The organism is Enterobacter cloacae complex sp. S2 (genome assembly GCF_015159675.1).
GTDB classification, from domain to species: Bacteria; Pseudomonadota; Gammaproteobacteria; order Enterobacterales; family Enterobacteriaceae; genus Enterobacter; species Enterobacter intestinihominis.
The window spans coordinates 14348-34001 of the sequence record NZ_JADDTS010000025.1; the positions used below are offsets into that span (position 1 = coordinate 14348).

Annotated in this window: 17 protein-coding genes, 3 pseudogenes and 1 riboswitch; of the genes and pseudogenes, 13 read left to right on the forward strand and 7 right to left on the reverse strand. The window is 58.7% G+C overall.

All coding sequences use genetic code 11. From position 1 onward, the window contains the following. Positions 1-85 precede the first annotated feature (85 nt). Positions 86-3052: a Tn3-like element ISPa38 family transposase gene (locus IPZ49_RS12810; protein WP_015065644.1), complete on the forward strand. Its 2967-nt coding sequence runs from the start codon at positions 86-88 to the stop codon at positions 3050-3052. 6 nt (positions 3053-3058) lie between these two features. Here IPZ49_RS12810 and crcB read toward each other — a convergent pair whose 3' ends face one another. Next, positions 3059-3397, reverse strand: coding sequence for a fluoride efflux transporter CrcB (crcB, locus tag IPZ49_RS12815; RefSeq protein ID WP_032693988.1), 339 nt, complete (start codon positions 3395-3397; stop codon positions 3059-3061). A gap of 77 nt (positions 3398-3474) precedes the next feature. Further along, positions 3475-3545: riboswitch (Fluoride riboswitch) on the reverse strand. Positions 3546-3925: 380 nt separating this feature from the next. On the opposite strand from crcB, the gene IPZ49_RS12820 reads away from it, so the two are divergent. Beyond that, a complete protein-coding gene (locus tag IPZ49_RS12820; RefSeq protein WP_001549953.1) occupies positions 3926-5122 on the forward strand; it encodes an MFS transporter in 1197 nt (398 codons plus the stop codon). Positions 5123-5193: 71 nt separating this feature from the next. Here the strand turns inward: IPZ49_RS12820 and IPZ49_RS12825 are convergent, their stop codons facing one another. Further along, positions 5194-6021 (reverse strand): universal stress protein, encoded by an 828-nt coding sequence (locus tag IPZ49_RS12825; protein ID WP_004118529.1) that lies wholly within the window; start codon positions 6019-6021, stop codon positions 5194-5196. 18 nt (positions 6022-6039) lie between these two features. Then, positions 6040-7518 (reverse strand): SulP family inorganic anion transporter, encoded by a 1479-nt coding sequence (locus IPZ49_RS12830; RefSeq protein WP_001549885.1) that lies wholly within the window; start codon positions 7516-7518, stop codon positions 6040-6042. A gap of 483 nt (positions 7519-8001) precedes the next feature. Between IPZ49_RS12830 and IPZ49_RS12835 the strand changes: the two genes are divergently transcribed. The 3 genes from IPZ49_RS12835 to arsC all read left to right on the forward strand — a co-directional run bounded on the left by IPZ49_RS12835 (position 8002) and on the right by arsC (position 10212). Further along, positions 8002-8355, forward strand: a complete 354-nt coding sequence (locus IPZ49_RS12835; protein ID WP_001549886.1) for a metalloregulator ArsR/SmtB family transcription factor — start codon at positions 8002-8004, stop codon at positions 8353-8355. 95 nt (positions 8356-8450) lie between these two features. Then, positions 8451-9734, forward strand: a complete 1284-nt coding sequence (locus tag IPZ49_RS12840) for an arsenic transporter (RefSeq protein ID WP_001549887.1) — start codon at positions 8451-8453, stop codon at positions 9732-9734. A 49-nt stretch (positions 9735-9783) separates the two neighbouring features. After that, positions 9784-10212, forward strand: coding sequence for a glutaredoxin-dependent arsenate reductase (gene arsC / locus IPZ49_RS12845; protein WP_001549888.1), 429 nt, complete (start codon positions 9784-9786; stop codon positions 10210-10212). A gap of 57 nt (positions 10213-10269) precedes the next feature. Here arsC and arsH read toward each other — a convergent pair whose 3' ends face one another. Further along, on the reverse strand, positions 10270-10983 hold the full coding sequence (gene arsH, locus IPZ49_RS12850) for an arsenical resistance protein ArsH (RefSeq protein WP_025801347.1): 714 nt from the start codon (positions 10981-10983) through the stop codon (positions 10270-10272). Between the two features lie 5 nt (positions 10984-10988). Beyond that, positions 10989-11321, reverse strand: coding sequence for a helix-turn-helix transcriptional regulator (locus IPZ49_RS12855; RefSeq protein WP_001549890.1), 333 nt, complete (start codon positions 11319-11321; stop codon positions 10989-10991). A gap of 255 nt (positions 11322-11576) precedes the next feature. On the opposite strand from IPZ49_RS12855, the pseudogene IPZ49_RS12860 reads away from it, so the two are divergent. The 7 genes and pseudogenes from IPZ49_RS12860 to IPZ49_RS12890 form a co-directional block, all read left to right on the forward strand. Beyond that, positions 11577-12116: pseudogene (locus IPZ49_RS12860) on the forward strand (TonB-dependent receptor domain-containing protein); the annotation flags it as partial. 44 nt (positions 12117-12160) lie between these two features. Then, on the forward strand, positions 12161-13063 hold the full coding sequence (gene fecB, locus IPZ49_RS12865; protein WP_004118241.1) for a Fe(3+) dicitrate ABC transporter substrate-binding protein FecB: 903 nt from the start codon (positions 12161-12163) through the stop codon (positions 13061-13063). Further along, positions 13060-14058, forward strand: coding sequence for an iron-dicitrate ABC transporter permease FecC (fecC, locus tag IPZ49_RS12870; protein WP_004118243.1), 999 nt, complete (start codon positions 13060-13062; stop codon positions 14056-14058). Before fecB ends, fecC begins: the two co-directional genes overlap by 4 nt. Next, a complete protein-coding gene (gene fecD / locus IPZ49_RS12875) occupies positions 14055-15011 on the forward strand; it encodes a Fe(3+) dicitrate ABC transporter permease subunit FecD (RefSeq protein WP_004118246.1) in 957 nt (318 codons plus the stop codon). The genes fecC and fecD overlap by 4 nt, the downstream gene beginning before the upstream one ends. Further along, positions 15012-15779: a Fe(3+) dicitrate ABC transporter ATP-binding protein FecE gene (fecE, locus tag IPZ49_RS12880; RefSeq protein WP_004152282.1), complete on the forward strand. Its 768-nt coding sequence runs from the start codon at positions 15012-15014 to the stop codon at positions 15777-15779. A 53-nt stretch (positions 15780-15832) separates the two neighbouring features. Then, positions 15833-16171 carry an IS66 family insertion sequence element accessory protein TnpB gene (gene tnpB / locus IPZ49_RS12885; RefSeq protein ID WP_029497456.1) on the forward strand — a complete coding sequence of 113 codons (339 nt, stop codon included), beginning with the start codon at positions 15833-15835 and terminating at the stop codon, positions 16169-16171. A gap of 49 nt (positions 16172-16220) precedes the next feature. Then, positions 16221-16479: pseudogene (locus IPZ49_RS12890) on the forward strand (IS66 family transposase); the annotation flags it as partial. A gap of 22 nt (positions 16480-16501) precedes the next feature. On the opposite strand, the gene IPZ49_RS12895 reads toward IPZ49_RS12890, so the two are convergent. After that, positions 16502-16822 (reverse strand): EAL domain-containing protein, encoded by a 321-nt coding sequence (locus IPZ49_RS12895; RefSeq protein ID WP_227754093.1) that lies wholly within the window; start codon positions 16820-16822, stop codon positions 16502-16504. Positions 16823-17122: 300 nt separating this feature from the next. Next, positions 17123-18133: pseudogene (locus tag IPZ49_RS12900) on the reverse strand (zinc-binding alcohol dehydrogenase family protein). A 352-nt stretch (positions 18134-18485) separates the two neighbouring features. Between IPZ49_RS12900 and lacI the strand changes: the two are divergent. Next, the gene (gene lacI, locus IPZ49_RS12905; RefSeq protein WP_032664842.1) at positions 18486-19568 is read left to right on the forward strand and encodes a DNA-binding transcriptional repressor LacI; all 1083 of its coding nucleotides are present in this window, start codon (positions 18486-18488) and stop codon (positions 19566-19568) included. Positions 19569-19654 lie beyond the last annotated feature (86 nt).

Here is a 19654-nt window from a genome sequence, read left to right on the forward strand (position 1 = left end):
GTGCAGTCGTCTTCTGAAAATGACACGCGCCGGTTGCCTTGGCGGGCTTGTCACAAACCTACGTTTTCAAGAAGAAGGAAACCGCATGCCCCGCCGTTCGATCCTCTCCGCCGCCGAGCGCGAAAGCCTGCTGGCGTTGCCGGACACCAAGGATGAGTTGATCCGTCACTACACGTTCAGCGAAAGCGACCTCTCCATCATCCGGCAGCGGCGCGGCCCGGCCAATCGGCTGGGCTTCGCGGTGCAGCTCTGCTACCTGCGCTTTCCCGGCGTCATCCTTGGCGCTGATGAGCCACCGTTCCCGCCATTGCTGAGACTGGTCGCCAACCAGCTCAAGGTCGGCATCGAAAGCTGGGACGAGTACGGGCAGCGTGAGCAGACCCGACGCGAGCACCTGGTCGAGCTGCAAACGGTGTTCGGCTTCCAGCCGTTCACGATTGGCCACTACCGGCAGGCTGTCCAGTTGCTGACCGAGCTGGCCATGCAAACCGACAAGGGCATCGTGCTGGCCAGAGCCTTGATCGAGCACCTGCGGCGGCAGTCGGTCATTGTGCCCGCCCTCAACGCCGTCGAGCGGGCGAGCGCCGAAGCGATTACCCGCGCCAACCGGCGTCTCTACGACGCCTTGGCTGAGCCGCTGACGGACGTGCATCGCCGTCGCCTCGACGATCTGCTCAAGCGCCGCGACAACGGCAAGACGACGTGGCTGGCCTGGCTGCGGCAATCCCCGGTCAAACCGAACTCGCGGCACATGCTGGAACACATCGAACGCCTCAAGGCGTGGCAGGCGCTCGACCTGCCCTCCGGCATCGAGCGGCTGGTTCACCAGAACCGGCTGCTCAAGATCGCCCGCGAGGGCGGCCAGATGACGCCCGCCGACCTGGCGAAGTTCGAGCCGCAGCGGCGTTACGCGACCCTGGTGGCGCTCGCCATCGAGGGCATGGCCACCGTCACCGACGAAATCATCGACCTGCATGACCGCATCCTGGGCAAGCTGTTCAATGCCGCCAAGAACAAGCATCAGCAGCAGTTCCAGGCATCCGGCAAGGCGATCAATGCCAAGGTGCGGCTGTTCGGGCGCATCGGCCAGGCGCTGATCGAGGCCAAGCAAGCGGGCCGCGATCCGTTCGCCGCCATCGAGGCCGTCATGTCCTGGGATGCTTTCGCCGAGAGCGTCACCGAAGCGCAGCGGCTCGCGCAACCCGAGGACTTCGATTTCCTGCACCGCATCGGCGAGAGCTACGCCACGCTGCGCCGCTACGCGCCGGAATTTCTCGACGTGCTCAAGTTGCGGGCCGCGCCCGCCGCCAAGGACGTACTCGACGCCATCGAGGTGCTGCGCAGCATGAACAGCGACAACGCCCGCAAGGTGCCCACCGACGCGCCGACCGAGTTCATCAAGCCGCGCTGGCAGAAGCTGGTGATGACCGACACCGGCATCGACCGGCGCTACTACGAACTGTGCGCGCTGTCGGAGCTGAAGAACGCGCTGCGCTCCGGCGACATCTGGGTGCAAGGCTCGCGCCAGTTCAAGGACTTCGAGGACTACCTGGTGCCGCCCGCGAAATTCGCCAGCCTCAAGCAGGCCAGCGAATTGCCGCTGGCCGTGGCCACCGATTGCGACCAGTACCTGCATGACCGGCTGACGCTGCTGGAAACGCAGCTCGCCACCGTCAACCGCATGGCGCTGGCCAACGAGCTGCCGGACGCCATCATCACGGAGTCGGGCCTGAAGATCACGCCGCTCGATGCGGCGGTGCCCGATACCGCACAGGCCCTGATCGACCAGACGGCGATGATCCTACCGCACGTCAAGATCACCGAATTGCTGCTGGAGGTAGACGAATGGACGGGCTTCACCCGGCACTTCGCCCACCTGAAGTCAGGCGACCTGGCCAAGGACAAAAACCTGTTGCTGACCACGATCCTCGCCGACGCGATCAACCTGGGCCTGACCAAGATGGCGGAATCGTGCCCCGGCACGACCTACGCCAAGCTGGCCTGGCTGCAAGCCTGGCACATCCGCGACGAAACCTACGGGGCGGCACTGGCCGAGCTGGTCAACGCGCAGTTCCGACATCCCTTCGCCGGGCATTGGGGCGACGGCACCACGTCATCGTCGGACGGCCAGAACTTCCGCACCGGCAGCAAGGCCGAGAGCACCGGCCACATCAATCCGAAATACGGCAGCAGCCCAGGGCGGACGTTCTACACCCATATCTCCGACCAGTACGCGCCGTTCCACACCAAGGTCGTGAACGTCGGCGTGCGCGACTCGACCTACGTGCTCGACGGCCTGCTGTATCACGAATCCGACCTGCGGATCGAGGAGCACTACACCGACACGGCAGGGTTCACGGACCACGTCTTCGCGTTGATGCACCTGCTGGGCTTCCGCTTCGCCCCGCGCATTCGTGACCTGGGCGACACCAAGCTCTACATCCCGAAGGGCGATGCCACCTACGAGGCGTTGAAACCGATGATCGGCGGCACGCTCAACATCAAGCACGTCCGCGCCCATTGGGATGAAATCCTGCGGATGGCCACCTCGATCAAGCAGGGCACGGCGACGGCCTCGCTGATGCTCAGGAAGCTTGGCAGCTACCCGCGCCAGAACGGCCTGGCCGTCGCCCTGCGTGAGCTGGGACGCATCGAGCGCACACTGTTCATCCTGGACTGGCTGCAAAGCGTCGAGCTGCGCCGCCGCGTGCATGCCGGGCTGAACAAAGGCGAGGCGCGCAACGCGCTGGCCCGCGCCGTGTTCTTCAACCGCCTGGGGGAAATCCGCGACCGCAGCTTCGAGCAGCAGCGCTACCGGGCCAGCGGCCTCAACCTGGTGACGGCGGCCATCGTGCTATGGAACACGGTCTATCTGGAGCGGGCCGCGAACGCCTTGCGTGGCCACGGTCAAGCCGTCGATGACGGCCTGTTGCAGTACCTGTCGCCGCTCGGCTGGGAGCACATCAACCTGACCGGCGATTACCTCTGGCGCAGCAGCGCCAAGATCGGCGCGGGCAAGTTCAGGCCGCTACGGCCGCTGCAACCGGCTTAGCGTGCTTTATTTTCCGTTTTCTGAGACGACCCCTACCAGCAGTGAAGTAAACGCCCAGAAATAATTACCGGACTGCAGCTGTGAGAATATTTCCAGGGAAAACGTGGAAAACGTGGTCAGCCCACCGCACAGCCCGGTGATAACAAGTAATCGCCAGGCCGGATCCAGGTCAGGATGGCGCATGAACCAGGCCAGCGACGCACCAATGATAAATCCGCCCGCAAGGTTCACTACCAGCGTGCCCGGTGGCAGGTCAGGAAACAGGCTGTTCAGGCGTGCGCCAAGCAGCCAGCGGATCAGGCAGCCAGCGGATCCACCAATGATAATGGCCAGATAAGATTTCACGGGGTTTACCTCTGTGTCAGAGGGAGTATGCAGGCTGATGATACGGGGCGGCCTGACATACTCCCGGTTAAAGGGGAGTAATATCAGGCGTCATCAGCTTCTCAGGGGAAGCGGTTGGGTAAGGTGGAACGCCATCACCTCGCCGCAATTCTGGCCCGGTCACGGGCGTTAATCAAGCGGCTATCCACTGTTTTTGTGCGACTCCCCCTGCGGCGGGCATGAGGAGCCCGTTTTCAGGCTTGACCTGAAGAGCATTAAAAATTATCGTTTCGGCAGCATTTTATATCTGACTGTGAGTCATGCACATTACGCCACCCTGAGTTTCTCTTCGCCCGTCCTTTATCAGAGAGCCTGCCGCGACAGCCAGTCCGCGCCGGGTACCGTTCTCTCATATCCGTTACGGGACTGCCACCTTTCACGGTGAACCCGCGTGTACCTGCTTCAGGGACGCAGGCGCCGTGTCCGCAGCAGCCGGTACGGACACGTCGTGATTAATCGGCGGGCTGCAGCCCGCCTTCAGGGATATTCATGCGTCAGCTTTTTCGGTTTATGTTTCATCACGCCTCTCACCTTACGTTCGGTGCGATGCTGATGGCCATGTCCAGCTTTGGACAGACCTATTTTGTCTCACTTTACGGGCAGGATTTTCGTGAGGCCTTTGGGCTCACCGACGGCGGACTGGGCGGCCTGTACGCAATCGGAACGGTGATGAGCGCCATCACGCTGACCTGGGCCGGACGGCTGATTGACTACACCACGACCCGCCGCTTCACGCTGGCGGTCACCCTTTTGCTGCTCACGGCCTGCCTGCTGGTTTCCGGCGCACAGGCGGCGTGGATGCTGTGCATCGGGTTTTACTTTCTGCGCCTCGGCGGCCAGGGACTGATGGTGCATACTGCGCTGACCGCAACGGCGCGCCAGTTCCCCCTTGATGCAGGCAAGGCGCTCGGCGCCATCGCGCTGGGGCTCTCGCTGGCGCAGGCCGTTTTTCCTGTGATTGCGGTGCAGATAAGCGCGCTGACGGGATGGCGCGCTGCCTGGGGCATCAATGCCGGAATGCTTGTTGCCGGCGTGGGGGTCGCGCTGATGTTTTTGCCCCGCGGGAAAGAGAAGCCGCTGCGTACGTTCAGAAAGCGGGGTGAGGAGAAAGAAAAAGAGGCGCCGGTATGGCGAAACCGCAACCTGCTGCTGGCGCTGCCTGTCGTGCTGGCCTCCCCCTTTATCACCACCGGCTTCTTCTTCCACCAGGCGAGGCTGGCACAGGAGAAAGGCTGGGAGCTGTCGTGGGTGGCGGTATGGTTTATTGCCTATGCCATTACCCAGGCGGTATCGCTGCTGTCGTTTGGCCCGCTGATTGACCGGCTCTCACCACGCAGGCTGCTGCCGTGGTTTCTGATGCCACAGGCCCTGGCCATGCTGGCGCTATGGCTCAGCAACGGTCAGTGGGTGACGCCTTTTTACCTGATTATGACCGGCGTATCGTCGGCCATTGCCTCAACGCTTGCCACCGCGCTCTGGGTACAGCTGTTTGGTCCGGCGCAGCTGGCCAGGGTGCGCTCGGCGGTTGAGGCAGGGACGGTGATTGCCAGCGGGGCATCCCCGGTAATCATGGGCGTGCTGATAGATAACCATGTCACCCTGCATCTTCAGGCCCTGTTCTGCCTGGTCTACATTCTTGGCGCCAGCCTGCTGGCCACCGGTATCAGGACGGATGCGCCGCAATAACGCGCCTTTACCTTCATACCCGTCATCCTCTTTCCCCTGTGAAGGCGGGCCTGATATCAGGCCCGCCTGTTTCATCGCAGCATCAGCAGGGGCTGACGGCTTTCAGACAGCATTTCCGTGGTGTGGCTGCCAATAAAGAATCGCCGTAACCGGGAGTGCCCGCAGGCCCCCATTACCGTGAGGTCGATATCATGGGCGTCCGCGTAGCGGCACAGCGCCCCGGTTACGGACTCGTCTTCCAGCAGGCGTGTCTCGGTCGTGATACCGGCTTCCTGAAGAACAGCCTGCGCATCCTGCAGGGCTGACATGTCACCGTTGACCATCACGATATGACAGCTCAGGCCGTGCAGCAGCGGGCTGACCGTCAGGCGCGTCAGGTTTTTACGGCTCTCACTGCTGCCGTCGTACGCAAACATCACCCGCGCCGGCGGCGTAAACGTCTCCGGCACAATCAGCACCGGGTTTTTCTGCAGGCGAATGACGCTTTCCAGATGGCTGCCTACCTGATTCTGCGTCCCGCGGCGCCCCAGCACCATCAGCCGGACTTCGCCCAGCTCCGCCAGGATTTCGTCCAGTGCGCCGTGCTTTTGCAGCAGCTGTGCGTCCGGCTGTCCGGTCTGCTTCAGGAGCTCCGCACAGCCGGCCAGCACGGCCTTGCCCTGCGCCATCAGCAGCCGGCTGCGCTCACCCTCGACGCGGACCAGCGCTTCGGTCAGCTGCTCCCGGCTGTCAATACCAATGCTCCCGGTCAGGTCAGACACGGCGGGAGTCTCACTCTTTTCGAGCACGTGCAGCAGCGCCAGCGGCGCGCCAAGTTTACCGGCTGCCCAGGCAGCATACTCACAGACCGGCCGGGTTGACGGCGAGCCGTCAACGCAGGCAATAACGGTGTTATTCATGATGCTTTCTCCAGTAAATTAATGGCCACCCATCAGCTTTTCCACTTCTTCAGGCTTGTCATGCACTCCGAAGCGGTCAACGAGGGTGCGGGTCGCGTCATTCATACCCTTGATCTCCACTTCCGTGCCTTCGCGACGGAACTTGATAACCACCCGGTCCAGCGCGCTCACGGAGGTGATATCCCAGAAGTGGGCGTGCGTTACGTCAATCACCACGCGCTCCACCGCTTCACGGAAGTCGAAGTGGCTCATAAAGCGATCGGATGAGGCAAAGAATACCTGGCCGGCTACGGTATAGGTGCGGGTGTCGTCCTTCAGCTCAGAGGAGACCGCCATAAAGCGGGCGACCTTGGTGGCGAAGTTCAGCGAGGCAATCAGCACGCCGGTGAGCACGCCAAACGCCAGGTTATCGGTCGCCACCACCACCACCACGGTGGCCAGCATCACCACGCTGGTTGACAGCGGATGGCTGCGCAGGTTGCTGATGGAGCGCCAGGAGAAGGTGCCGATGGAGACCATGATCATCACCGCCACCAGAGCCGCCATGGGTATCCGGGACACCCAGTCGCGCAGGAACACCACCATCAGCAGCAGCACCACGCCGGCGGTGAGCGTGGAAAGCCGCCCGCGCCCGCCCGATTTGACGTTGATCACCGACTGGCCAATCATCGCGCAGCCCGCCATGCCGCCGATAAAGGAGGTGCAGATGTTGGCCACGCCCTGCGCCTTGCACTCGCGGTTTTTATCGCTCGGCGTGTCGGTCATGTCGTCCACGATGGTGGCGGTCATCATCGACTCCAGCAGCCCCACCACGGCAAGTCCTGCCGAGTACGGCAGAATAATCATCAGCGTGTCGAGGTTAAGCGGGATATCCGGGATCAGAAACACCGGCAGGCTGTCCGGCAGTTTGCCCATGTCACCCACGGTGCGCACGTCCAGGTGCAGCCACATGGAAATGGCGGTCAGCACGATGATGCAGACCAGCGGCGAGGGAATGGTTTTGTTCAGATACGGGAAGAGATAAATGATGCCCAGGCCCGCAGCGGTCAGGGCATAAACGTGCCAGGTGACGTTGGTCAGCTCCGGCAGCTGCGCCATAAATATCAGGATGGCCAGCGCGTTCACGAAACCGGTGACCACCGAGCGGGAGACGTAGCGCATCAGGCTGCCCAGCTTCAGGTAGCCGGCCGCCAGCTGCAGTACGCCGGTCAGCGCCGAGGCCGCCAGCAGATACTGCAGGCCGTGGTCTTTTACAAGCGTGATCAGCAGCAGCGCCATCGCACCGGTGGCGGACGATATCATTGCCGGACGGCCGCCGAGGAAGGCCATAACCAGGGGAATACAGAACGCAGAGTAGAGCCCGACCTGCGGGTCGACTCCGGCGATGATGGAAAAGGCGATCGCTTCGGGAATAAGCGCGAGCGCGACCACAATACCGGCAAGGACGTCACCACGGACGTTACCCAGCCAGTCCTTACGCGTCGAGGACAGCAGCATAGTCATTTCTCAGTTTTTGATTACGGTCAGCCCGTGAGGGCAAAAATTTTACGTACGAAAAAGCACATCCGCAGACGGGATGTTTTTGAGTGCGCGCCGAAGTTTATTCAGTGCGACAGAGGAGGGGTACGACTCAGGGTGGCGTAAGACGCATGGTGGTGTTTATCACTCCTTCACGGCTGACAGAGCAGCGCGGGTAATCAGAAAGACCGGATGAACAGACGTTCAGTACCGGCCACAAATGCCCGCCGGGCAGATGAACCACGGCAAAAAGCGCTTTTTACTCTACACGAATTGTTAACGGGGTCAACGCGCAGGGCAAAAACGCTGTTCATGGAATGCCGGTCAGGCGCATCCGGACGGAAAGTCCTTCTGCATGCTCAGGCTCGTCCGGCGTTCGCACATACATATGATTAAGTGAATATAAATTTGACGGAGAAAGTTTCACAGGTACACTCAGGTCAGTCACAATAAGGAGTCACCATGCCACCCGTGTCCCCCCTGCAGCTTTTTAAAAGCCTTTCCGACGAAACCCGACTCAGCCTCGTGCTGCTGCTACGCGAAAAAGGGGAGCTCTGCGTCTGTGAACTTACGTCCGTGCTGAAAGAAACTCAGCCCAAAATCTCACGGCATCTGGCTCTGCTGAGAGAAAACGGGCTGCTTACCGACCGGCGGGACGGAAAATGGATCCACTATCGTCTGTCGCCTCATATGCCGGCGTGGGCAGCGGCGGTTATCGAACAGGCTTATCTCTGCCAGCGGGATGATATCCGCCAGCTCAGCCGGCAGGCTGAACGCGATAACGCCACCACCAACGGCAAGCCTGTCTGCATTTAAAAATTTACCGGTATATATCTGGATTATCGAATATATTACGCATCGAAAATTTATCAGTCCGGTTTAACAGGCATTTGTATTCAATAGGAGCGGGTATGTTTCTGGCAGGTGCGATTTTCATCCTGACGCTGGTACTGGTCATCTGGCAGCCGAAGGGGCTGAGCATTGGCTGGAGTGCCGTCATCGGTGCGGCGCTGGCGCTGCTGACCGGCGTGGTGCACATCGGTGATATTCCGGTGGTCTGGCAGATTGTCTGGAACGCCACGGGCACGTTCATTGCGGTCATCATTATCAGCCTGCTGCTCGATGAGTCCGGCTTTTTTGAGTGGGCCGCGCTGCACGTTTCCCGCTGGGGAGGCGGCAGGGGCCGGCTGCTGTTCACGTATATCGTTCTGCTGGGTGCCGCAGTGGCGGCGCTGTTTGCCAATGACGGAGCCGCGCTAATTCTGACGCCGATCGTTATTGCCATGCTGCTGGCGCTGGGATTCACTCCCGGCTCCACGCTGGCGTTTGTGATGGCAGCGGGCTTTATCGCTGACACCTCCAGCCTGCCGCTCATCGTATCGAACCTGGTGAACATCGTAACGGCTGACTTCTTTACGCTGGGCTTCAGCGAGTACGCATCCGTCATGGTGCCGGTGAACATTGCCTCCATTGCGGCCACGCTGGTGATGCTTCATCTCTTTTTCCGCAGGGACATCCCGGTCACCTATGACCTGGCGAAGCTGAAGGCACCGCGGGAAGCCATCCGGGATGCACGAACCTTTAAGGCTGGCTGGGTGGTTTTGGTTCTTCTGCTGGTTGGCTTTTTTGCTCTGGAGCCGCTCGGCGTGCCGGTCAGCCTGGTGGCGGCGGTGGCGGCGTTTATTCTCTGGCTGGTTGCCCGCAAAGGACACGTGATTGACGCCGGCAGGGTGCTGAAAGGCGCGCCCTGGCAGATCGTTATCTTTTCGCTGGGCATGTATCTGGTGGTATACGGACTGCGTAACGCCGGACTGACTGATTACCTTTCCGCCGCCCTGAACCGGTTTGCAGAGCACGGCGTATGGGGCGCAACGCTCGGCACCGGCTTCCTGACGGCGGCACTCTCGTCCGTCATGAACAACATGCCCACCGTGCTGGTTGGCGCGTTGTCGATTGACGGTAGTAGCGCACAGGGCGTGGTGAAGCAGGCGATGATTTACGCCAACGTCATCGGCTGTGACCTCGGCCCGAAAATAACCCCTATCGGCAGCCTCGCAACCCTGCTGTGGCTGCACGTGCTGGCACAGAAAAACATCACCATCAGCTGGGGCTATTACTTCCGCGTGGGCATCGTGATGACCCTGCCGGTGCTTTTTGTCACGCTGGCCGCGCTGGCCCTGCGCCTGTCTGTTTAACTTTAACCCCGGGGCTGCGCCCGTGCAGCCCCTTTACGGAGTACCGCTTATGACTGACATTACCATTTACCACAACCCGGCCTGCGGGACATCCCGCAATACCCTGGCGCTTATCCGTAACAGCGGCGCCGAACCCACGGTTATTCTGTATCTGGAAACGCCGCCGTCACGCGATGAGCTGAAGAAGCTGATTGCGGATATGGGCATCGGCGTGCGCGACCTGCTGCGCAAAAATACCGAACCGTACGAACAGCTCGGCCTGGCAGAAGACCGCTTCAGCAATGACGAACTGCTCGATGCCATGCTGGCTCATCCGATCCTCATTAATCGCCCGGTGGTAGTGACACCGCTCGGCACGAAGCTGTGCCGTCCCTCCGAAGTGGTTCTGGACATACTGCCGGACCCGCAGCAGGGCGCGTTTACCAAAGAGGACGGCGAAGCCGTCATTGATGAGCACGGGAACCGCGTCAGCCACTGATTTTTTACCAGGCTGCGGGCATAACAGTGTGGAAAAAGCCGGCATCTGCCGGCTTTTTTATATGCTGCGCTGGTTGACCCGCTCAGAAAGCTGCGCGGCACTCTCTTTCCTTTCGCTGTAGCGGTCGGTGAGATAATCACTGCGACCGCGCGTCAGCAGGGTGAACTTCATCAGTTCCTCCATGACGTCCACTATGCGGTCATAATACGAAGAAGGCTTCATGCGGCCATCCTCATCAAACTCGGCCCAGGCTTTTGCCACGGATGACTGATTCGGGATGGTGATCATCCGCATCCAGCGTCCAAGAATACGCATCTGATTTACAGCGTTGAACGACTGTGAGCCGCCGCTGACCTGCATGACGGCCAGGGTTTTTCCCTGTGACGGGCGGACCGCGCCTGACGTCAGCGGTATCCAGTCAATCTGGGCCTTCATGATGCCGGTCATGGCCCCGTGACGCTCCGGAGAGCACCAGACCATGCCTTCCGACCAGAGAACCAGCTCCCGCAGCTCAGCCACTTTCGGGTGCGTCTCCGGCGCATCATCGGGCAGTGGCAGGCCGGACGGGTTGAAAATTTTCACCTCCGCGCCCATGGCCGTCAGCAGCCGGGCACCTTCTTCCGTTGTCAGCCGGCTGTAAGAGCGCGCCCGCAGCGAGCCGTAGAGCATCAGGATGCGGGGCGGATGCGTTATCTCTCTGGCCTTCAGCTTATCTTCCGTCAGCGGCGCGTCCAGGAGGGCCGGATCGATATTTTTCAGGGCATCAGTCAGGTTGTTCACAATGGGGTCTCTTCGGGAGTCTTTGCGGGTGACAGACTGCAGCTGCCGCCTGCGCAGCATTCTTCTGTCAGAAAGGCCATCAATTGCTCAAGCTGCGCATAGCAGGGCCTGCAGAACAGGGTACGACTCTGCCGTTCCTGGCTTATGAGTCCAGCGGATATCAGCGCTGAAAGATGATGGCTGAGCGTGGAGGCAGGAATCTCAAGGTGCTTCTGCAGTTCGCCAACCGGCAGGCCTTCATGACCCGCCCTGACCAGCTCCCGGTATATGCTGAGACGTGTCGGGTGGCCCAGTTCTCGAAGTGCGTTTGCAGCAGTGTTTAAATCCATAATACCTCCTTTATCTATATTTCCAGAATAATAGAAATATAGCCTGCGTCAATCGTTTCTGCCGTGAGGGTACCGCTTTCCCAATCATGCTCTGTCCGCCAGGTTATGGGGGGCAGAGCCAGAGCACTACCGAAATCCTTGCGAATACCCGTGCAGGGAATAATTTCCGCCCCATTTATGGCCGGAAAAAAAACTGATAAACGTCGCCTTTTCAGAAGGTTGCTTTCTTAACGTGGTTTTTCGCATGGTTGGACCTCAGACCCCTACGACTCCAACCAGACCAACGACACCGTCACTGCACGTGGCAAAACGCGCCATACCGGGCTGGAAACGCAGGCACGTTACGACCTGGGTACGCTAACGCCAACGCTTGATAACGTTTCCGTCTACGCCAGCTATGCGTATGTGAAAGCGGAAATCCGCGAGAAAGGCGACACCTATGGCAATCAGGTGCCATTCTCCCCGAAACATAAAGGCACGCTGGGCGTGGACTACAAGCCGGGCAACTGGACGTTCAATCTGAACAGCGATTTCCAGTCCAGCCAGTTTGCGGATAACGCCAATACGGTGAAAGAGAGCGCCGACGGCAGTACCGGCCGCATTCCCGGCTTCATGCTCTGGGGCGCACGCGTGGCGTATGACTTTGGCCCGCAGATGGCAGATCTGAACCTGGCGTTCGGTGTGAAAAACATCTTCGACCAGGACTACTTCATCCGCTCTTATGACGACAACAACAAAGGCATCTACGCAGGCCAGCCGCGCACGCTGTATATGCAGGGGTCGTTGAAGTTCTGATGTGTTAACGCCCGGCTTGCCGGGCTTTTAGCTGGAATGTGACTATGTTGGCATTTATCCGTTTTCTTTTTGCAGGCCTGCTGCTGGTGATCGGCCACGCCTTTGCCGCCACGGTTCAGGACGAACACGGCACGTTTACACTCGATAAAACGCCACAACGGATTGTGGTGCTGGAACTCTCGTTCGCCGATGCGCTGGCCGCCGTGGACGTCAGCCCGATCGGTATTGCCGACGATAACGATGCAAAACGCATCCTGCCCGAAGTGCGTGCGCACCTGAAACCGTGGCAGTCCGTCGGAACGCGCGCGCAGCCGAGCCTGGAAGCCATTGCTGCCCTGAAACCAGACCTGATCATTGCCGACAGCAGTCGCCATGCGGGGATTTACACCGCCTTGCAGCAAATCGCGCCGGTACTGCTGCTTAAGTCCCGCAACGAAACCTACGCTGAAAATTTGCACTCAGCGGCTATCATCGGCGAAGTGGTAGGTAAAAAACGAGAGATGCAGGCGCGTCTGGAACAACATAAAGAGAAGATGGCGCAGTGGGCCAGCCAGCTTCCCACAGGGACACGCGTGGCCTTTGGCACATCACGCGAACAGCTATTCAACCTGCATACCCAGGAGACCTGGACCGGCAGCGTGCTGGCTTCTCTGGGGCTGAACGTTCCCGCTGCGATGGCGGGCGCGTCCATGCCGTCCATCGGCCTGGAGCAACTGCTGGCGGTCAATCCTGCCTGGCTGCTGGTTGCCCACTATCGCGAAGAGAGCATTGTTAAACGCTGGCAACAAGATCCGCTCTGGCAGATATTAACCGCCGCGCAGAAGCAGCAGGTTGCTTCAGTCGACAGTAACGCCTGGGCGCGGATGCGCGGTATTTTTGCCGCAGAGCGTATTGCCGCTGACACGGTAAAAATCTTCCACCATCAGCCGCTTACCGATGTGAAATGACCGCGCTAAAACACCCGGTGCTGCTGTGGGGGCTTCCCGTTGCAGTACTTATTATTATTTTCTGGCTGAGTCTGTTTTGCTACTCGGCCATTCCTGTTTCCGGAGCAGACGCAATCCGCGCCCTGCTGCCTGGACACACGCCAACGCTACCAGAAGCGCTGGTGCAAAACCTTCGTTTGCCGCGAAGCCTGGTCGCCGTTCTGATCGGCGCAAGCCTGGCGCTCGCGGGCACGCTGCTGCAAACCCTGACCCACAACCCAATGGCCTCTCCTTCACTGCTCGGCATTAACAGCGGCGCGGCGCTGGCTATGGCGCTTACCAGCGCGCTGAGTCCGACGCCGGTTGCAGGCTATTCCCTGTCGTTCATCGCGGCATGCGGGGGCGGCGTGAGCTGGCTGCTGGTCATGACCGCAGGAGGCGGGTTTCGTCATACCCAGGACAGAAACAAACTGATCCTCGCGGGTATCGCGCTGTCGGCCTTTTGTATGGCCCTGACCCGCATCACCCTACTGCTGGCCGAAGATCATGCTTACGGCATCTTTTACTGGCTGGCAGGCGGAGTGTCCCACGCCCACTGGCAGGATGTCTGGCAGCTCTTGCCGGTGGTGGTCACTGCAGTCCCTGTCGTGTTGCTGCTGGCGAATCAACTGAACCTGCTCAACGTCAGCGACAGTACCGCCCATACGCTGGGAGTGAACCTGCCGAGACTACGTTTGATAATCAATATGTTAGTGCTGCTTCTGGTTGGCGCGTGCGTCAGTGTGGCAGGTCCGGTGGCGTTTATCGGCCTGCTGGTGCCACATCTGGCGCGCTTCTGGGCAGGCTTCGATCAGCGCAACGTACTGCCGGTGAGCATGCTGCTGGGGGCCACGCTGATGCTGATGGCAGATGTACTCGCACGCGCGCTGGCCTTCCCCGGCGATCTGCCCGCAGGCGCAGTGCTGGCGCTGATTGGCAGTCCTTGCTTTGTCTGGCTGGTGAGGAGGCGAGGATGAAAATTGCGCTGGTCATTTTCATCACCCTTGCCCTGGCAGGCTGTGCGCTGTTATCACTCCATATGGGGGTGATCCCCGTGCCGTGGCGCGCGCTGCTGACCGACTGGCAGGACGGACGCGAGCATTATTATGTATTGATGGAGTACCGACTGCCGCGCTTGCTGCTGGCACTGTTTGTCGGTGCAGCCCTCGCCGTGGCGGGCGTGCTGGTACAGGGGATTGTGCGTAACCCGCTAGCATCACCGGATATTCTCGGCATTAACCATGCCGCCAGCCTTGCCTCTGTGGGAGCACTGCTTCTTATGCCATCACTATCCGTGATGGTGCTGCCGCTGCTGGCCTTTGCGGGCGGTATGGCGGGGTTGATCTTGCTGAAGATGCTGGCAAAGACCCACCAGCCGATGAAGCTGGCGCTCACCGGCGTGGCGCTTTCCGCCTGCTGGGCGAGCCTGACGGATTACCTGATGCTCCTGCACCCGCAGGATGTAAACAGTGCCCTGCTGTGGCTGACGGGTAGCTTATGGGGGCGCGACTGGCACTTTGTGAAGATTGCCGTGCCGTTGCTCATTCTGTTTTTGCCGCTGAGCCTGCGCTTTTGTCGCGATCTCGACCTGCTGGCGCTGGGCGATGCACGAGCAGCCACGCTCGGCGTGTCGGTTCAGCGCACCCGGTTCCAGGGGCTGATGCTGGCTGTCGCGATGACAGCAACCGGCGTGGCCGTCTGTGGCCCGATAAGTTTTATTGGTCTCGTCGTGCCGCACATGGTGCGCAGGATCGCCGGCGGGCGTCACCGCTGGCTGATGCCCGTTTCGGCCCTGACGGGCGCGTTGTTGCTGGTCATTGCCGATCTGCTGGCACGAATCATTCATCCGCCGCTGGAGCTTCCGGCAGGCGTGCTGACCGCCATTATCGGCGCACCGTGGTTTGTCTGGCTGCTTGTGAGAATGCGATAAATGAGATTACGTACTGAAAATCTGACCGTCAGCTATGGCGCACAAACCGTGCTGGATGGACTTTCTCTCGCCCTGCCTGCCGGAAAAATCACGGCCCTGCTCGGCCCTAACGGTTGCGGGAAATCGACGCTGTTGAACTGTTTTTCTCGCCTGTTAACACCAGACTCTGGCGAGATATTGCTTGATGAAAAACCCATAGCCGGTTTTTCCGCCCGCCAGCTGGCTCGCCGCCTGGCTTTACTGCCGCAACACCATTTATCCCCCGAGGGGATCACTGTACGGGAACTGGTTTCCTACGGCCGCAGCCCGTGGCTGTCGTTGTGGGGGCGACTCTCCGCGGAAGACAACGAGCGGGTCAACGTGGCAATGAGTCAGACCCGGACGCGCAATCTGGCTGACCGCAGGTTAACCCAGCTTTCCGGCGGCCAGCGCCAGCGTGCGTTTCTGGCGATGGTGCTGGCACAGGATACCCCACTCATTCTTCTTGATGAGCCTACGACCTACCTCGATATCAATCATCAGGTTGAACTGATGCGCCTGATGGTTGAACTCAAAAGGCAGGGGAAAACCGTAGTGACGGTACTCCACGATCTGAATCAGGCCAGCCGCTATTGCGATCATCTGGTGGTACTGGCAAGCGGTCGCGTGATGGCGCAAGGTGCTCCGGAAGCAGTGATGAAACCAGAGCTTCTAAAGACGGTGTTCAGCGTAGAAGCGGAAATCCATCCCGAACCGGTATCTGGCAGACCCATGTGTGTGGTGAAGTAGTCTGGCGAAGTCATAAGGATCATCACAGGACAGATAAAGGAAGTGATAACCACCTGCCAACAGGCACCAAAATCTGGCTGGTTGCCGGTATCACCGACATGCGCAACGGCTTCAATGGTCTCGCCGCAAAGGTGCAGACGATGCTGAAAGATGACCCGATGTCCGGCCATGTCTTCATCTTCCGGGGCCGCAGCGGCAGTAAGGTCAAACTGCTGTGGTCCACCGGCGACGGGCTGTGCCTGCTGACCAAACGGCTGGAACGCGGCCGCTTCGCCTGGCCCTCTGCCCGCGATGGCAAAGTGTTCCTGACCCCGGCGCAGCTGGCAATGCTTCTGGAAGGCATCGACTGGCGGCAGCCTAAAAGACTGCTTACGTCCCTGACCATGTTGTAGGCCTCTTTATCCTGGTTGTCGTTGAATAAGCCTGGTAAAATGCGGGCTTATGAACAACACCTCCCCCTGACGACATCCTTCTGCTGAAACAGCGCCTGTCCGAACAGGAAGCGCTGAACCGCGCCCTGCTGGAAAAGCAGGCCGACCGGGAGCGCGAAATAGACCATCTGCAGGCGCAGCTGGATAAGCTTCGCCGGATGAACTTCGGCAGTCGTTCTGAATAAATCTCCCGCCGCATCGCGCAGATAGAAGCCGACCTGAACCGGCTTCAGACAGAAAGCGATACGCTGACGGGTCGGGTTGCCGATACGGGCCGGGCCCCGTATCGTTTTAACCCTGAATATTCATCGCAGATATTGTTTCGGGTTTTCCGGTATACCAGCCCTGAACTAGGTAACCGGGGCCAAGAGAACGGACGAATTCAAACTGTCCTGGCGTTTCCACCCCTTCAAACATCAGTGGTTTGCCAGTACCACGTAACCCTTTCACCACAGAAACAAGTAGCGCTCGCTTCACCGGGTCATCAATATTGGCAATAAAAATACGGTCTATTTTTATCTCATCGAAATCCAGTACCGTCAGCCATTCAATATGGGGGCCGCTTGGAAAACGGAAAATATCCAACGTTAAGCCTGTTTTTTGAGCTGGCATGACGGGCAGCTATGAGCGAAGTATAGTCATTCGCCCTATCTCTTTTGTCGCACTTTCAACAAGGGGGTCGCTTGGAAAGCGGAACGAGGTCAGTCTCCGCCCGGACTGCTCAGCTCTTTAAACAGCAAAAGAGAGGCATCTTATGAGAAGGGATTGTTCAGTATGTCAGGGCAGACTGCTTTTTCATCCGCAGGTACTGAGGGTAAATGCTCAATTCCGGTACGATTCTTACTCTATAGCCAGACAGAATTCAGCATTGTGCTGAACCCGAATCTTTTTTTACTCTGACAGGCCTGTTCATCAGAACCCTGAAAAAACAATTTTCCCGTTCACATTTTTATTTTCCATGTCCTCATGAGCCCGGCGAAGTGCTTTAGCATTCAGCCTGCCATACTCTGCCAGCAACGGAGGTTTGAGCTTACCGGAATCCAGCATGCATGAGAGTTTGTTAAGAATATCATGCTGTTTAGACATGTCCGCAGTAGCATGCATGGGGCGGGTAAACATTGCCTCCCAGTGAACAGAAACGCTCTTAAATTTGATCAAACGCAGATCCAGTGGTTCAGGGTCGTCGATGAGTCCGATACGGCCTTGTGGGGCAATAATTTCGGCCATATTTTCCCAGGCAGATGGCGTGGTGTACGTTGAGAAAATCCGGGTAATGGGAGGGAGTCCAGCAAGGCTGGCAACCTGTGGCGCAAGCGCACATGAATGATCCAGGACATAATGCGCACCAAACCCGCGAACCGCTCTGACACTCTCCTGCCGGGAGGCAGTCCCGATGATGTTCACCCGACTCAGAGTGCGGGCAAGCTGTATAGCCATACAAGGGACTCCGCCCGCACCGCCAAGCATCAACAGGGTCTGATCAGCATCTCCGTTCACTGACAACTGCAGACGATCAAATAACATTTACCAGGCTGTCAGACCGGTCAGAGGAACCGACGCTGCAGCTTCAAAACTTAGTGCTGCCGGCTTTATCCCCGTAATGCGTTCGTCAACCAGCTGAAACTCTGCGTTGGCTCCCTGGCGATCGAGCACACCGGCATAGAAAACGTGGTCACCTGGCCTGAACAGCGTCACATCTGGTCCGGTTGCTTCAACAACACCGGAAGCGTCGTATCCCATAACTACCGGATTGCCTGCAGAGGGACTGATGTTTCGCCGGCTTTTCAGGTCCCGTGGGTTAACCGCGACCGCCCTGACTCTGATCAAAAGATCACGCCCCTTGGGCATGGATGGGTGGGGAAGCGACAAATCTTCAATAACGGATGTACTTTCCCCGGGTTGCCAGAAACCAACGGCTTTCATTCTGTCTCCTTTAAAAGGTCAGTCACCAGATAAATAAATGTAAAAGTGTGCGGAACGCGATACCCGCCAGTGCCCCCGGCAGTGCAAATCGAAAAATACGCGGAAAGCGGGCGCTGGGTAATGCTGTCAACCTGTTGATGACTATTTTAATCTGTAGTCATTCAATCCTTGTAACATCAGGATGATCCTGGTGTCAGTGAAAATACGAAATCAACACGTTGGTATCATTACCCACCTGTGAACTGACGTCGGCATTTTGAATCTCACTTCGGCGTGCCCCCTCCGAATGGCGCAAAACATTTCGTGGTATGGCATGATAGCACCCGAAGAGAGTCAATTCAGGGTGGTAAATGTGAAACCAGTAACGCTATACGATGTCGCAGAGTATGCCGGTGTCTCTTATCAGACCGTTTCCCGCGTGGTGAACAAGGCCAGCCACGTCTCTGCGAAAACGCGGGAAAAGGTGGAAGCGGCGATGGCGCAGCTGAACTACATTCCCAACCGCGTGGCACAACAACTGGCGGGCAAACAGTCGTTGCTGATTGGCGTTGCTACCTCCAGTCTGGCCCTGCACGCGCCGTCGCAAATTGTCGCGGCGATTAAATCTCGCGCCGATCAACTGGGTGCCAGCGTGGTGGTGTCGATGGTAGAACGAAGCAGCGTCGAAGCCTGTAAAGCGGCGGTACATAACCTTCTCGCGCAACGCGTCAGTGGTCTGATCATTAACTATCCGCTGGATGACGAGGATGCCATTGCTGTGGAAGCTGCCTGCGCTAATGTTCCGGCCCTATTTCTTGATGTCTCTGACCAGACTCCCATCAACAGTATTATTTTTTCCCATGAAGACGGTACGCGACTGGGCGTGGAGCATCTGATCGCATTGGGTCACCAGCAAATCGCGTTGTTAGCCGGTCCATTAAGTTCTGTCTCGGCGCGTCTGCGTCTGGCGGACTGGCATAAATATCTCACACGCAATCAAATTCATCCGATAGCGGAACGGGAAGGCGACTGGAGTGCCATGTCCGGTTTTCAACAAACTATGCAAATGCTGAATGAGGGCATCGTTCCCACTGCGATGCTGGTTGCCAACGATCAGATGGCGCTGGGCGCAATGCGCGCTATTACCGAGTCCGGGCTGCGCGTTGGTGCGGATATCTCGGTAGTGGGATACGACGATACCGAAGACAGCTCGTGTTATATCCCGCCGTTAACCACCATCAAACAGGATTTTCGCCTGCTGGGGAAAACTAGCGTGGACCGCTTGCTGAAACTCTCTCAGGGCCAGGCGGTGAAGAGCAATCAGCTGTTGCCCGTCTCACTGGTGAAAAGAAAAACCACCCTACCGCCCAATACGCAAACCACCTCTCCCCGCACGTTGGCAGATTCCTTAATGCAGCTGGCACGACAAGTTTCCCGACTTGAAAGCGGGCAGTGAGCGCAACGCAATTAATGTGAGTCAGCTCACTCATTAGGCACCCCAGGCTTTACACTCTATGTGTCCGGCTCGTATGTTATGCGAAA